Raw genomic sequence first — 14217 nt, 5'->3', positions numbered from 1 at the left:
TTCCGTTTATGCTTTATAGTTACTAGAAAGAAGTGAAGTGATCAGCTAAGGAGTGCCTCATGGACAAGCTCATCGACAGACTGCGGCTGAACCGAACGCGCGTACAGATTACCATTGGCTTTTTGCTTGTCATGACCGTGGTGTTCTCCATCGCCGGGGGACTGGTATACCAATCGACCACATCGCTGTTTATTCAAAATACGGAAGGCTACTTGGGCGAAACCGCCAAGCAGGCCAGCGCGCGAGTGGACGCCGTGCTGTCGCAGGTCGACACGATCAGTCTTCAGGTCGTCATGGACGCCCGAATTCAGTCACTCTTATACCGCTCCAAGCAGGGGCTGCAAATTCCCATCGATCAGAAGCTGTCGGTTAGGCCCGTGATCGATCAACTGGTAGCGCTCTCATGGATCATTAAGGGCATCGATATTTACTCGGTCAATGACCCTTTTTATCCGCTCGAAAACCGGCGGCTCGACGACATCATCGGCAATGACTTGGTGACGATCGCAAGGCTCAAGGCAGGGCAGCTCGTGTTTGTCGGGACCGACCCCCAGGATGACCAATTGCTGCTCGCGGTGAGGCAGGTTCGGCTGGAGCGGGATAATCTGGCCCCGGGCGGCTACGTGGTCATAAGGGTGATGAAGTCGCTGGTTGATTTTTTTAACGAGGATTTTTCGTCGATCAAGGGCGGCAGCATGCATCTGTACGATCATAACAAGCTGCTCGTTGCTTCCACCATGCCATCCATGCTGGCGGACCGGAACCTGAATGTAGGCATTCAGATGAGCTCGGAGGGAGTGTATCCCCGGCTGCGGATTAACGGCGGAGAGTATTTGCACATCATCGAGCATTCCCGGCAGTTCAACTGGTCGATTCATATCCTGGTGCCGATCAGTACCATCACGGAAAAATCGGTCCTATTAAAGCAGCTGCTGCTGCTGGCGCTTGCAGTTGGCACCGTCGTCTTCCTCGGGCTGCTGTGGCTGCTGTCCCGGATGATTACGATGCCGATCGGCCATTTGCGTAAAAAAATGCGCAACGTTCATTTTACCCTGCCAACGACCAACGAGGTCACCTATTTCAACTATGAAATGAATGATTTGAACGCTGCTTACAATAAGCTGGTTCGGGAGATCCACCACCTGATCGAGAGCGCCTACGAGAAAGAGCGGCTGAAAAATCAGGCGGAGATCAAAATGCTGCAGGCGCAAATTCATCCGCATTTTTTGTTCAACACGCTGGAAGCGTTGTATTGGACGCTGCAGGATAAGCAGGAGACCGAGGGCGCCGAGCTTATCTTCCATTTGTCGAAGCTGTTCCGGTATTCGATCAAGCATTCGGAGGGCGACGATTGGGTCGAGCTGCAAAGCGAGATCGAGCACTGCCGGCGATACCTGGAGATCATGAAGTTTCGAATGTGCGACCGGCTGTCCTGGGATATCGAGCTGGGCTCGGAATTTCAGCGGATCCGCATTCCGAAGCTGCTGATTCAGCCGCTGGTGGAGAACGCGATCGGGCACGGCATCGAGCCGAAGGTGGAGGGCGGTTCAATTGCACTGAGGCTTCAGAAGGTGGATCGCGAAGGCCTCGTTTATCTGCACATTCAAGTCAAGGATAACGGCGACGGCATGACGGAGGACGGCGTACGGCAGCTCATGAGCCGGCTCTCGGAAGCCCGGTCGCTGCGTACGGCGGGGTCCGGGATCGGCCTGTCCAACGTGAAATCGCGGATCATGCTTCATTATGGAGAACGCTGTGAGCTTGCGCTTAGCAGCACCAAGGGAGCGGGCACCGAAGTGAACCTTTATCTACCGTTTGAGGAGCTGAACAACCATGACCATGCACATTCTGATCGCCGAGGATGAACTGCCTACACGAAGAGGCGTCTTAAACGCGCTGCAGCAGCGCTCGCAGGGGCAATGGCACATTCACGCGGTGGAGAACGGCCTGGAGGCCTTGAGCTATGCGAAAAGCCAGCCGGTCGATTTATTAATTACCGATATTCGCATGCCTGGCTTAAGCGGTATCCAGCTGCTCGAACAGCTGAGAGCGGAGGGCATCTCCGTCGTCTCTATCCTGCTCACGGGGTACGCTGAATTTGAGTATGCTCGGACTGCGATGAAGTTCGGGGCGATCAATTATATTTTGAAGCCGTTTGATCATGAAAGCTTGTTGGACGCCGTTCAGGAGGCTGTCGCCATGATTAGCGAGCGTCAACGAACATCGCAGACGGCGGAGGACGAACATGAGGAAGACGCGCTGGCTCCGAAGGTGCGAAGCGAGTCCATCCAGAAGGCGCTGGAGTATATCAAAGCCGAGCTGCACCGCCCCTCGCTCAGCATTAAGGATGTGGCGGATTGTATACATTTGAACCCGAGCTATACTTCGGTCTTGTTTAAAGAGGAAACAAAGTATACGTTCAGCGATTTCGTCAACCGCAGCCGACTGCTTCGGGCTAAGGCCCTATTGCATCAAACCGATAAAAAAGTGTACGAGATTGCCGATCAGGTGGGCTTCTCCTCGTCCAAATATTTTGTCCAAGTGTTCCGTGATGTCGAAGGCATGACGCCGAATCAGTATAGGAATGACCATTCGTGAAGGGAGCTGGTGCGATGCGCATCCTGCTTGTATCGTTAATCGGCTGTTTGGTGGCGGTGCTTTGCACCGGCTGCATGTCCTTGGGCGGCCTTCACGGCCAAGAGGTCCCTTCCGAAGCGTCACCGGTCAAAATCACCATCTGGAGCCAAGAGACCAAGGACCCAAGGCAAACCACCTTGCAGGAAAGCATTCGCAAATTTAATCAATCGCATCCGCAAATACAGATCGTTCCCTACTACTATGAGACGGAAGCCTATAAAAATAAGCTGCGTGTCGCCATGGTTTCGGGGAATATGCCGGATCTGTTTTATTTTTGGACTGGGGATAATTTCAAGCGTATGGTTCAGTCCGGGGTGGTCGCCGATTTGAACGGATTGCTGTCGCAGCACTCCGATTTCAGACAGCAATTCAGCACGGAGGTGCTTCAGAGCACCTCCTACGAGGGCCATGTTTATGGTATCCCTTATGCCGTAAGGCATGTGGTCCTATGGTATAACAAAAAGCTGTTTCAATCGTACGGCCAGACGCCACCAGCCAGCTGGAGCGACTTGCTGAATCTGGTTCAGGTGCTGTCGGCCAAGGGCATTACGCCGTTTGCGGCGGCTGGCAAGGAGCGGTGGCCGCTGCTGCATTGGTTCGCTTATTTGTCCAACCGGCTGGGCGGCGATGATCCGATGCAGCGCGTCTTGCAGCGGGAGGCGCTGACCGATCCGAGCTTCGTGGAAGCGGGGCTGCGATTCCATGAGCTGGTCAAGAAAAAGGCGTTCCCGCGCTCCTTCCTAGGTATGGACGTGGCGGAGGCAGAGCGGATGTTTTTATCCGGCAAGGCGGCGATGTATATGGAGGGCGACTGGGCGGCGGGCAAATTGCTCGGCCATAACGACTACGGGACGGAAGTGGGCTATTTCCAGTTTCCAATCGTGGACGGCAAGGGAGACCTTTCCCAGTATTATGGGGGAACCTCCTCCGGCTGGGCGATTTCGGCTGGCAGCAGCAATACGCCGGCAGCTTTTGAAGTGCTTTCGTTTTTGACGAGCGCGGAAGAGAATAAAGCGCTGGCCGAGCACAGCGGGACGGTTTCTCCGATTCAGCATTTGGAGATTTCTAAATCCGATACGGCCCCGGCTTTATACGATTACATTCAGTTTATTGAGCATGATCCGACGGGCTATTTTGGCTTTTATGATCAAGTACTCGACGAGAGCCGAGCGCAGCAGCTGCTGGACGCCGTAGTGACCTTCGCCGGGGAGGAGGACATGAGCCGTCAGGATATCGAAGCGGTATTATCGAATATTCGATAGCGCACCTGATAATTTAAAAAAATTGTGGAAAAATATAGACCCAATATATTGAATACCACAATGGTTTTTGGAGGGTGCGGATGCGGCTTGTTCTATTTTCTGGTATTCGTCATTTCTTGGCTTTCGTTTGTTTGCTTTGCGCAAAAGAAAAGATTCGGTGAGCTTTATCCGACCATTCTAATTGCAATGATTATGAGTTTAAGCTCGGATGTAGTGACATTACTTTTTCCATTGTGGCAGTATCAGGATGTCGACACGAACTATCCCTTGCTTTCGCGCGTACTGCTCGATGATTTTGGCATTTACCCTGTCATTGCCTATTTCTATGTACAGTCACTCCCTTCCAAGCTCAATAAGTGGTTCATGTATACGCTGATTTGGTCGTTCGCCGGCATTTCTGTAGAGGGTTTGATGCTGCATTTAGGCTATATGGTCTACAGTTTGGGATGGTCTCTCCTATGGTCATTCGTTTCAAATTGGATTATCTTTGGCCTATTAACGCTGCATTGGCGAGGGGGGATGAAACGAAGAGCGGGGTCAGAGGTTCTTATCCATCCGTCAGGGAGAGCTATGATTCAGTTCCAGCAAGAGCTTCACCCCTTGGATGCCAAGCATCCGCTTCGCAGCATACTGACGTATCCCGGAGTCACCTTGTTTCAGGGCGCATGCCGAGATAACGTGGAATCGTTCCTGTTCATTTTGGACCCGGACGCCGAAGTTCCAACCAAGACACATGAGGGGTATGAATTGCACTACGTGATGGATGGCTTGCTCTCCTTATCGTTAAACGGTCAGGAGATTCAATTACACGAAGGGCAATTGTTTCATTTTCCGTCCACTACGCCACATGCCTTCAAAAATGATCAGACGCAGCCGGTGAAGCTCCTTTCCATACTCATCCGAAGCGAATTAAACGAACAAAACGCCATATAAAAAACACTCATTCAATGGGACTGTTGACAAAGTCCTTAGCTGAATAAAATGCTGATGATTCACTACAATATATAGTGGATCATCAGCGTTTTTAATTCCATATATTGTATCACCATGAGGTGAAGTGCCGTTTGTCAACAGTCCCTTCAATCGAGTGTTTTTTTGCATCTGCCGGATGAGAGGGGACTTGAATTTCCCCGTTTTTCAATAGGTTCAAAAAAATACCGGCGATTTGCGGATCATACTGCGTTCCTTTATGCCGGTCTATTTCATCGACTATTTTGGAAAGTGCCATTTCATCTCTATACAGCCGTTTGGAGGCCATTGCATCGAAGGAATCGGCAACAGCGACAATGCGCGCGAAGAGGGAAATGCCTCCTCCTTTTAATCCCTTCGGGTACCCTTTCCCATCGAAGCGTTCGTGATGATGCAGCACAATGTCTAGAATACCAGTGGTCTTAAAGTCTGCTATATGCTTAAGCGTTTCATATCCGATTTCAGGGTGTGATTTGATCCGCTCATATTCCTCGGCGGTGAGCCCGGTCGGTTTTATCAAAATGTGCTCCGGAACACCGATTTTTCCTATGTCGTGGAGTAGGCTGCCGGTATACACGGCTTCGCACTGAAGGGCGCTTAAGTTCATTTCCTTAGCCAGCTTTAAAGCTACATTTGCTACGTTTTCAGAATGATTGGCGGTAAAGGAATCTCGTGAATCCAATGCCTTCGCCAGCGCGATGGTCAGCTCCTTTTTACTTTCTTTTATTTTCCGGTAGTGCCTGGCTAGATTAGCCGAAATGAAGACCACCATGGAAAAAGTGAATAAACGGCAAGCCACGGCGCCCATATGGCCAACAAAACCATCATCAACTATGGTACGGGTAGAGACCACAATTACACAAAGTAAAAAGAGAAATACCACCTTGGAGTTCGAAAAGCCAATGCCTAAAAAAATTAACGTCAGGATATAAAGAGATGACAAATCTTGAGGAAACACGCTCGCCGCGAATGGAACTAACGCTAAAAGAATGATGAATCCATAGCGGAAAAAGGTAATATTTACGAGGAGACTTTCGAGTGAAAGACTAGATCCCAGCTTCAAGGAAGCACCGCCTTCTATTCATACCGCATGCTGTCACCTCGCGGACAGAGGAAATCCAACGCTAAATTAATGTATCCAGTTTATTACCATATTATTGATTGCATCGGAAAGCGGCAAAAAAAGAGCGCATGGGAAACAACAGGCTGCCGATGCAGGGCTCGGCAGCCTGTTGTTCTAATCCTATCCATTCGCTTCGTTATTTGCTATTTCCGTTTCCAAGGGGTTTCCCAATCGTTCGTTACGACGGTGGCCGGGTCTTGTTAAAACATACTCCAGTCGAACGTCTCCGACAAGGTGCGAAGCAGATGGACGCCGGCGATGCTGTTGCCTTTGTCGTTCAGCGCGGGGCCGACGACGCCGATGCCGCACTGGCCGGGCACGAGCGTGAGGATGCCGCCGGCCACGCCGCTCTTCGCCGGCAAGCCGACTTGAAGGGCGAACTCGCCGGACGCATTGTACATGCCGCAGGACAGCATGAACGTCTTGGCGATTTGCACGTAACGGCGGGGTACCAGCAGCGCGCCGCTGTCCGGGTCTTTGCCGTTCAGTGCGAGCACCAGCGCCATTCGCGCGAGATGCCGGCAGTTCACGTCCACCGAGCAGTGCTTGAAGTAGACGTCCAGCACCTCCTCGACGTCGTCCGCTTCCTCCAGCACACGATTGTCCTTGAGAAAATACGCGAGCGACCGGTTGCGGTGCGCGGTGGCCGATTCCGAATGGTAGACCGCTTCGTTATAGGCCAGGTTCGGATCGCCGGTCAGCAGTCGGAAAAAGGAGAGGATCCGCTCGACCTTCTCAGCCGGCCGGTCCCCGCGGATCAGCGAGCTGATAGCGATGGCTCCGGCGTTGATCAGCGGGTTGAACGGGATGCCCGGCTCGACCAGCTCCAGCTTCAGCATGGAGTTGAAGTCGTCGCCCGTCGGCTCCATGCCGACCTTGCGGAAGACGCCTTCCTCGCCGTGATCTATCAATGCCAGCATCAGGGTAAACACCTTGGAGATGCTCTGCATCGTAAACGTCAGGCCAGCGTCTCCGGCGCTGATTTCCTTGCCCTCCCCCGTCAGGAGGACGATGCCCAGCGCATCGCCCTGCGCATGCGCCAGCTCGGGAATATAGGAGGCCGGACGACCTTTATGCGATTCCTTACGGCTCGATTCCAGCCAGGCGGGCAGCTGGTCGGTTAGCCGGTCCCAATCGGACGGTGTCATGCGTGTCATTGCGAAAATCCTCCCTTGAATACAAACCAAATACAAGTATAGCGTGATACAGAAGATTATTCGACAAAAATCGTCCGGCTCCTGCTGGGAGTGAAGCTGCTGAACACCGTAGCGCCGGAAAAGAAGGAGATTTACGTCGCTTTTGGCGGGGACGAGGCCGTGGCGCCGGAAAAGGGGTAAAATTCCCCCTCAATCAGCAAAAGCCTCCCCTTGGCTACTCCTCCTTATGAAACGGACAGTACTTCTTCATCAGCTCCGCCGTCTCGGCATCGTCTGGAAGGCTCCGCTCGAGCAGGCCGCTGACCACGTTGTCGTGCCGCTCCTCCTTCATATTTTGCCCAAATTTGAATTTGGCTGTCAGGTCTTGGACGGTAATCCGAACGACGGATACGGCCTTCAGCTCCGGGCGATACGTCGGGTCCTCCGGCGTGATTGGCGCATAGCCGCCCTCGGGCTGAAGCTTGGCCATCAGGGCGGAGAGGGCCTCCGCTTTTTCATGCAGGTTCTCGACGGGCTCGGCTTCGCCGCGGATGTGGACGGACTTGAAGAACGCGGTCGCCGGACAGGCCTGCCGCGGATCGCTGAAGTAGGACGGGATGATCGCATACTCTTTGGCGACGGCGAAGCTGACTCGGCGCGCCTCAGCAATTTCTCTCATTTTTTGCCCGGCGCGGGAGCCGTGAAAATAAATATGCCCATTGCAATACGCATAATTCAGCGGGGTCAAGTGGGGCCAGCCGTCCTCGCCCAGCGTAGCCAAGTACCCGAACGACATCTCCTGCAAAAATGCCTCAATCTCCGACTGCTCCTGCACGGAAAATTCTTTTCTTCTCATGGGATCCCTCCACTCCTCGATCAAACTTTAAGAAAGTAATGAACAAACTCGTCGTCCCGCTCATACCCGGCTGCTTCGTACAGGCGCTGGGCCGTGTGATTATCGGCTGCGGCAGCCAGCTCCAGCCCTTTGGCGCCGGTTTCGATAGCGTGCCGCCTTGCCGCTTCCAGCAAAGCCCGGCCTGCGCCTTGGCTGCGGTATTCTGGGTCAACGAACAGGTCGTTGAGGATCCAGCTATTTTGCATCGAGATGGACGAGAAGGTAGGGTACAGCTGGGTGAAGCCGGCGATGCGGCTGCGCTGTTCATCATAGGCGAAGTAGATGACCGACTGGCGTGACCCCACATTGGCCTGCAAAAAAGCGACCGCGCCGCTAACATCGGAGGGCTGGCCATAAAACTGGCGGTAGCGATCGAAGAGGGGAGCGATATGAGGGACATCGTCCGGGATCGCGCGCTCAATTTGAAGCTCAGAAGTAACCATACGTTGGTGCTCCTTTCCATACCATGCATTTTAGGATTAGTGAAAGTCTACTGCTTACATTGACAATAGAAAAGCACCAATTTAGAGTAGTTTTATTGGACCATTTAAAAGGTTGAGGTTTGTTAGCAGGTGCATGGAATAAGTAGCGTTGTGCAAGGGAGCTGGTCAAATGCATTTTCAAATTCCGTTTCACCTATATTGCGAGCAATATCCCACCAAGCATTCGGCGCTGTACCATGCGCTCCGCGATACGGTGGTTGGCGGGCTGCTGGCGTACGGCACGAAGCTGCCTTCCACGCGGGAGCTGGCTCAGCTGTACGGACTCTCGCGCGGTACCGTAAACCAAGTATATGAAACGCTGGCGTCGGAGGGGTATTTCGTCAGCGAACTGGGGCGCGGGACGTTTGTGTCGTACCGACAGCATGCGGTTGACGCTGCGACGAGCCCTACGGCAGAGGCAGCGGCGTCGAAGCGCGCGCCGGATTTCCGCTTGTCCCCCTGGGGACAGCGCATCATGAGCGGAGCCCCGCGGAGCGGCGGGAGCTCTAGCGGCAGCGACGGCCGCGCAGCGGACGTCATCGACTTCAACCGCTTCGCGCTCGACGCCGACGAGTTCCCGCGCGAGGCGTGGAACCGCTGCCTGTACGCGCAGGTGCGCGAGCTGAGCCACGGCCAAGCGTCGCTGCCGGGCGAACACCCGGCGCAAGGCTGCTTGGCGCTGCGCGGGGCGATCGCGCAGTATCTGCGCCGCGCCCGCGGCCTCGCCGTGCAGCCGGAGCACGTGGCCGTCACCGGCGGCTCGATGCAAGCCATTGCGCTGCTGGCGCAATTGCTCATCGGGCCGGGCGAGACGGCCGTGGCCGAGGCGCCGGGCTACGCGGGCACCCGGCGCGCCATTCACGCCGCGGGCGGGCAGTGCATCGACGCGCGCGTCGATGCGCTGGGCATCGTGCCCGCGGATTGGGACGCGAAGGCGGTGTTCGTCACGCCGACGCGGCAGTTCCCGACCGGCGCGGTGCTCAGCCTCGAGCGGCGGCAGGCGCTGCTGCGGTGGGCAGTCGAACGCGAGTCGGTCATCGTCGAAGACGATTACGACAGCGAGTTCCGCCACCGGGGCAAAAGCCTGGAGCCGCTCAAGGCGCTGGATCGCGAGGAGCGGGTCGTCTACGTCGGCAGCTTCACCAAGACGCTGCTGCCGGGCTTTCGCATCGGCTACGCCGTGCTGCCGACCCCGCTCGCGGAGCCGTTCGCCCGCGCGCAAGCGCTGTTCGAGCCGCAGCCGGTCAACCTGCTGGAGCAGCGGGCGCTCGCCGCGTTCATGGCCTCCGGCGAGTACGAGCGGCATCTGCGGCGGATGAAGCGCATCTACAGCCGCAAGTTCGCCTTCTTGATGCAGCGGGTGAAGGCGGAGCTGAGCGGGGCGTTCGATTGGGTCGAAAGCGATGCGGGGCTTCACGTATTCGGCTGGTGGAAAGGCACGGAGGAGCAGTACAGAGTGCTGAAGAAAAAAGGCGAGGAGGCAGGCGTATGCTGGTCGGAAGCGAAGGCGGAGGCTGAGGACGGCACGAGCCGCTGCGGCATTTATTTGAATTTTCCTCACCTAACCGAAGAAGAAATGCGGCAGGGGGTACACCGAATCTTAAAGTGTCTTTAGACCTAGGAAAGAAGAAGGAGAATGTTTGCCTCCCGTCGAAGGAAGTAGGTGACAAAATCAGGCAAATTTTAAATTCATTCTTAGCATAGGAACAGGGGGGAACGAGGGTGGGCAAAACGAAGGAAGTGAACCCGTACCGCCGATTTACTTGGACGCTCGGCATTTCGGTCATTCTGATCGGATTGGTGCTGTCCGCCGTGACCTTGTGGGCAAGCAGCAGCTTCGTCATTCGCGAGACCGTGGATTTGACGAATGCTTCCGTGGTGAAGCATTTCATCAAGCTGCCGCAGCTCGCCGATCTGTTCGGCGGAAAAGGAACGCAGAGCACGAGCGGCGACAAGGGCAGAACTGCAGCAAGCAGCTACGAAGGGGATTCCCACGCGGGCCATATGCAGCCGGCGGCAAGCGGAAGCAGCGGCTACGAGCATGCTGGAAGCGAAGGGTACGAAGAGCATGCGCTGCCGAAGGATTATGAAGGCGTATACAATGTGGTTCGGATGCATTTTGACTTGTATTCGATTGTCGAGACGAATTTCTACTACCCGGACGGCACCATTAATTTCAGCTACGATAAATCCCGGGTCGGCCAAAAGGCAAGCACAGCTGCGTATTCGGCCATCGATCAGGTGGTCGAGAAGAAGGAAGTGCTTCATGACCGGATGAGCGGCCATCGGCTGCATCTGTGGCTGCCGATCCAAGGCGAAGGAAACCGGGTGAACGGCGTCGTCGAGATCGTGAGGGACATCACGGAGCAGGACCTGGTGAGCAGCTGGCTGCAGGTGACGCTGCTGACGGTAATTTTAATCGGGATGCTCGCCCTGTTCTTCGGCTTACGTCAAGTGTTCGTCTACTCCACCCGAATCATCGACGGGAAAAATAAAGAGCTGAACGCCATGATCGATACAATTGAGCGTACATATGATGAGTCTTTGCAAGCGCTTTCCAGTGCGCTGGATTCGCGGGATAACGAGACGCAGGGGCATTCCTTCCGGGTCACCGCCTATGCGACTCGACTGGCGATGGAGATGAGGCTGTCGGATGAGGACCTGGGCCTCTTGGCTCGGGGAGCACTGCTTCACGATGTCGGCAAAATCGGAGTGCCGGACGCCATCCTCCTGAAGCCGGACAAGCTGACCGAGGACGAGTGGGTGGTTATGAAGCGCCATGTGCAGCTGGGGCACCAAATGCTGCAGCATATCGCGTTTTTGCAGCCGTCGCTTGATGTGGTGCTCTACCATCACGAGCGGGTGGACGGCAGGGGGTATCCGTTCGGATTGCAGGGGGAGGAGATTCCGCTGTTTGCCCGCATTTTCTCACTTTGCGATACATACGATGCGATCACGTCCGATCGGCCCTACCGCAAAGGACGAGGCTACCTGGAAGCGCGGGCGGAGATCGAGCGGTGCACCGAAACGCAGTTTTGCCCGATGGTGGTGGAGGCGTTTCTGCGCATCCCGCCGGAGGATTGGCAGGAGATCCAAGAGATCAGCCGGGTCGCGCACGAGGATGAGGTGCTGGATCGGCTGCGATTCCAGCGATCAGGCCGTCAGGCGATCGCCGGTTAAATGCAGAAAAGGGGCTGTCCCAGTAATACTGGGATGGCCCCTTTCATTATTGTTATGACCAAGCCTTGATCTCACGGTCGGATGGCAGGAAGAAGGTCAAGAAGCCCAGCAGCGGCAAGTAACCAACCATTTGCATGACCACCGGCAGTCCGATCCAATCCGCCAGTCCACCCAGAGCGACAGCGCCAAGGGCGCCAAGACCGAAGGCAAGGCCCGTGATTAGTCCGGAGACGGTGCCGATTTTGCCCGGAATGAGCTCCTGCGCATACACGACAGTGACGGAGAAGCTGGACATCAGAATGAAGCCGTTAATCATCAAAATCACATACGTCCAAAAGCCGTTCGCAAACGGCAGCACCAAGGCCAGCGGAGCCGTTCCCAGCATCGAGAACAGAATCAGGTTCCGGCGGCCGAATTTATCGGACAGCGGTCCTCCGAAGAAGGTACCGACAGCACCCGCTGCAGCGAACAGGAAGATGTACAGCTGCGCTTGCTCCAAGCGGATCCCGAACCGGTTCATTAAATCAAACGGCCCGTAAATCGTGATCCCGGCGGAATACCAGGAGCGGGCATAGACGAGAAAAATCAGCATGGCAATCGCGAACGCGATGCGCTTCTTGCGCGCCGGATTCATAACGCGGGTCGCACCGGATTGGCGAACCGGTGGCTTCGCCGCCATATAGCCGCTGTACCAGTGCGCAATATAAAGCTGAACCACAATGGCGAGCAGCGCCACCAGCGTGAACCAGAGGGCTCCAAGCTGCCCGAGCGGGACGAAGATCAGCGCCGTCATGATCGATGCCAGCGATTGCCCTGCGTTGCCGCCCACTTGGAAGATGGACTGCGCCAAGCCGCGACGGGAGCCGCCCGCCATATAAGCGACGCGGGACGCCTCCGGGTGGAAGACGGCCGAGCCGACGCCGACCAGAAGGACGGACAGCAGAATCAGTCCATAGCTCGGAGCCAGCGCAAGCCCCAGCACGCCCAAAAACGTGGAGGCCATCCCCAGCGGAAGCAGGTAAGGCGACGGCTTGCGGTCGGAGTAGACGCCGACGGCAGGCTGCATGACCGATGCGGTCATATTCAAAGCAAAAACGATAATACCGGACTGCATGTAATTCAAGCCCATAGATTGTTTAAACAGTGGTAGAATGGCGGGAATTACGGATTGAATCGTGTCGTTGAACAGATGAACCAAGCTGATGGCAAGCAAAATACGAAAGACGGTCGGCACGACAGCCGACCGTGAAACTTGCTGCTGCTTGAGTATGGCTCCGTTCCCGGCTGCACCGGATACTTCTTGCATAACGGCATACTCCTCATTTCTCTAGATGCGATTGCGATGGTGGTTGTATTACCCCTTCGTTTTGAACAAACCGAGCGCTTCGCCCATTTTGACCTTGCTGCCGACGAGCAGATCCTTCCGGGATTCGAACGTACCTGTTTCCGTCAGCAGGACGACGGTAGAGCCGAATTCGAAGTAGGCGAGCTCGCCGCCTCTTTCCAGCTGATCAGGCAGCGGAGATACGTATTGAATGCTGCTCACGTTGAGCGCTCCGACCTTGACGACCGCGACCTCTCCGGCTTCGTGCTGCACATAGGTGATCAGACGCTCGTTGCGGCTCAGCACGCGTTTCATATGCTTCAGGCCAAAATCGTTGACCGGATACACCTTGCCGGCGACGTGTTCTTTTTCCACGATGGTGCCGTCCACAGGAGAATGAATACGGTGATAATCCGTCGGGCTGAGATACAGCACATAATAGAAGCCGTTGGTATAGTTGATCATGCGCGGGCTGTGGTTCAGCAGCTCTTCAATGGTATAGTCTTGACCCTTGACATTGACAATGAGCCCTTCCTTAATAGGCCCCATGCCGGTAATGAGGGCGTCCACAGGACTGACCATCGTCTCGGTGGTGAGATCGATCGGCCGCAAGCCGCTTTTCAGCCGGCGAGTAAAGAAATCGTTCAGCGATGCATATTCATGAACGGCTTTTTCCGCGTCCTCGATGCGAATGCCGTAGGTTTTGGCAAAACGGGGGATCAGCGCACGGCTGGCTTTCGACTTGGCAAAAGCGCCGGTAAGTTTCGACACGGTTTTACGGGAGGAAAGCTCGGTCAGCAGCCGGAACAGCGATATTTTCATAGCTTGGGAAGTCACCTGTTTTCATAAGAAAGTTTAGAGAGCAATTCTATCGACTATCTTGACATAGAACGGGGGACAAATCAACTACAATACGCGATAAAATGTTGAAAAAGCGAACAATTGGGAGGAAGTTCGACGATAATGTATTCTCCGCCAAACTTCAGCCTGACTGAAGTCCGACGATGCGTATTCTCCGCCAGACTTCAGCCTGGCTGAATTTATTCAACTCCGAAGCCATTGACAATTTATGCAATCGTGATAATATGAAGGATGTCACTAGGGGAGCCGACAGGCTGAGATTGGATCGATAGATCCTAGACCCTCTGAACCTGATCTGGATGATGCCAGCGTAGGGAAGTGGAGAGCGTTAGCACGCTTGATTAACAT

At 55.0% G+C, this 14217-nt stretch carries 12 protein-coding genes and 1 riboswitch; of the genes, 6 read left to right on the top strand and 6 right to left on the bottom strand.

The features are described from left to right. Positions 1 to 59 precede the first annotated feature (59 nt). The 4 genes from FPZ49_RS15745 to FPZ49_RS15730 all read left to right on the top strand — a co-directional run bounded on the left by FPZ49_RS15745 (position 60) and on the right by FPZ49_RS15730 (position 4832). Entirely contained in the window at positions 60 to 1865 is a 1806-nt protein-coding gene (locus tag FPZ49_RS15745; protein ID WP_144848328.1) for a sensor histidine kinase, read from the top strand. Then, complete coding sequence (locus FPZ49_RS15740) at positions 1834 to 2598, top strand: response regulator transcription factor (protein WP_144848326.1); 765 nt, start codon at positions 1834 to 1836, stop codon at positions 2596 to 2598. Before FPZ49_RS15745 ends, FPZ49_RS15740 begins: the two co-directional genes overlap by 32 nt. Beyond that, the gene (locus FPZ49_RS15735; protein WP_144848324.1) at positions 2595 to 3899 is read left to right on the top strand and encodes an ABC transporter substrate-binding protein; all 1305 of its coding nucleotides are present in this window, start codon (positions 2595 to 2597) and stop codon (positions 3897 to 3899) included. The genes FPZ49_RS15740 and FPZ49_RS15735 overlap by 4 nt, the downstream gene beginning before the upstream one ends. Positions 3900 to 3986: 87 nt before the next feature. Further along, the gene (locus FPZ49_RS15730; RefSeq protein WP_222429916.1) at positions 3987 to 4832 is read left to right on the top strand and encodes a cupin domain-containing protein; all 846 of its coding nucleotides are present in this window, start codon (positions 3987 to 3989) and stop codon (positions 4830 to 4832) included. A 109-nt stretch (positions 4833 to 4941) separates the two neighbouring features. Here FPZ49_RS15730 and FPZ49_RS15725 read toward each other — a convergent pair whose 3' ends face one another. From FPZ49_RS15725 to FPZ49_RS15710, 4 genes are all read right to left on the bottom strand, one after another. Continuing rightward, positions 4942 to 5931, bottom strand: coding sequence for an HD-GYP domain-containing protein (locus tag FPZ49_RS15725; RefSeq protein WP_261381438.1), 990 nt, complete (start codon positions 5929 to 5931; stop codon positions 4942 to 4944). Positions 5932 to 6191: 260 nt separating this feature from the next. Next, entirely contained in the window at positions 6192 to 7139 is a 948-nt protein-coding gene (gene glsA / locus FPZ49_RS15720) for a glutaminase A (protein ID WP_144848493.1), read from the bottom strand. Positions 7140 to 7362: 223 nt separating this feature from the next. Next, positions 7363 to 7983 (bottom strand): pyridoxamine 5'-phosphate oxidase family protein, encoded by a 621-nt coding sequence (locus FPZ49_RS15715; RefSeq protein ID WP_144848320.1) that lies wholly within the window; start codon positions 7981 to 7983, stop codon positions 7363 to 7365. A gap of 20 nt (positions 7984 to 8003) precedes the next feature. Next, complete coding sequence (locus tag FPZ49_RS15710) at positions 8004 to 8465, bottom strand: GNAT family N-acetyltransferase (protein ID WP_144848318.1); 462 nt, start codon at positions 8463 to 8465, stop codon at positions 8004 to 8006. Positions 8466 to 8634: 169 nt separating this feature from the next. Between FPZ49_RS15710 and pdxR the strand changes: the two genes are divergently transcribed. Both pdxR and FPZ49_RS15700 read left to right on the top strand, forming a co-directional pair. Beyond that, positions 8635 to 10119, top strand: coding sequence for a MocR-like pyridoxine biosynthesis transcription factor PdxR (pdxR, locus tag FPZ49_RS15705; protein WP_144848316.1), 1485 nt, complete (start codon positions 8635 to 8637; stop codon positions 10117 to 10119). 107 nt (positions 10120 to 10226) lie between these two features. Then, positions 10227 to 11684: an HD-GYP domain-containing protein gene (locus FPZ49_RS15700; protein WP_144848314.1), complete on the top strand. Its 1458-nt coding sequence runs from the start codon at positions 10227 to 10229 to the stop codon at positions 11682 to 11684. Positions 11685 to 11736: 52 nt separating this feature from the next. Here FPZ49_RS15700 and FPZ49_RS15695 read toward each other — a convergent pair whose 3' ends face one another. Then, on the bottom strand, positions 11737 to 12990 hold the full coding sequence (locus tag FPZ49_RS15695) for an MFS transporter (RefSeq protein ID WP_144848312.1): 1254 nt from the start codon (positions 12988 to 12990) through the stop codon (positions 11737 to 11739). A 48-nt stretch (positions 12991 to 13038) separates the two neighbouring features. Beyond that, entirely contained in the window at positions 13039 to 13830 is a 792-nt protein-coding gene (asd, locus tag FPZ49_RS15690; RefSeq protein ID WP_144848310.1) for an archaetidylserine decarboxylase, read from the bottom strand. Between the two features lie 268 nt (positions 13831 to 14098). Next, a riboswitch (TPP riboswitch) is annotated at positions 14099 to 14203 on the top strand. The last annotated feature ends 14 nt before the right edge of the window (positions 14204 to 14217 follow it).

It is taken from the genome of Paenibacillus cremeus (assembly GCF_007786445.1).
GTDB classification, from domain to species: Bacteria; Bacillota; Bacilli; order Paenibacillales; family NBRC-103111; genus Paenibacillus_G; species Paenibacillus_G cremeus.
This window is presented reverse-complemented; position numbering and strand designations above follow the sequence as displayed.

What these genes read in the sequence shown, in the direction of transcription:
- pdxR (WP_144848316.1), top strand. Translation starts at nt 8,635, where the DNA reads ATGCATTTTCAAATTCCGTTTCACCTATATTGCGAGCAATATCCCACC.
- glsA (WP_144848493.1), bottom strand. Translation starts at nt 7,139, where the DNA reads ATGACACCGTCCGATTGGGACCGGCTAACCGACCAGCTGCCCGCCTGG.
- FPZ49_RS15695 (WP_144848312.1), bottom strand. Translation starts at nt 12,990, where the DNA reads ATGCAAGAAGTATCCGGTGCAGCCGGGAACGGAGCCATACTCAAGCAG.
- FPZ49_RS15740 (WP_144848326.1), top strand. Translation starts at nt 1,834, where the DNA reads ATGACCATGCACATTCTGATCGCCGAGGATGAACTGCCTACACGAAGA.
- FPZ49_RS15710 (WP_144848318.1), bottom strand. Translation starts at nt 8,465, where the DNA reads ATGGTTACTTCTGAGCTTCAAATTGAGCGCGCGATCCCGGACGATGTC.
- asd (WP_144848310.1), bottom strand. Translation starts at nt 13,830, where the DNA reads ATGAAAATATCGCTGTTCCGGCTGCTGACCGAGCTTTCCTCCCGTAAA.
- FPZ49_RS15715 (WP_144848320.1), bottom strand. Translation starts at nt 7,983, where the DNA reads ATGAGAAGAAAAGAATTTTCCGTGCAGGAGCAGTCGGAGATTGAGGCA.
- FPZ49_RS15745 (WP_144848328.1), top strand. Translation starts at nt 60, where the DNA reads ATGGACAAGCTCATCGACAGACTGCGGCTGAACCGAACGCGCGTACAG.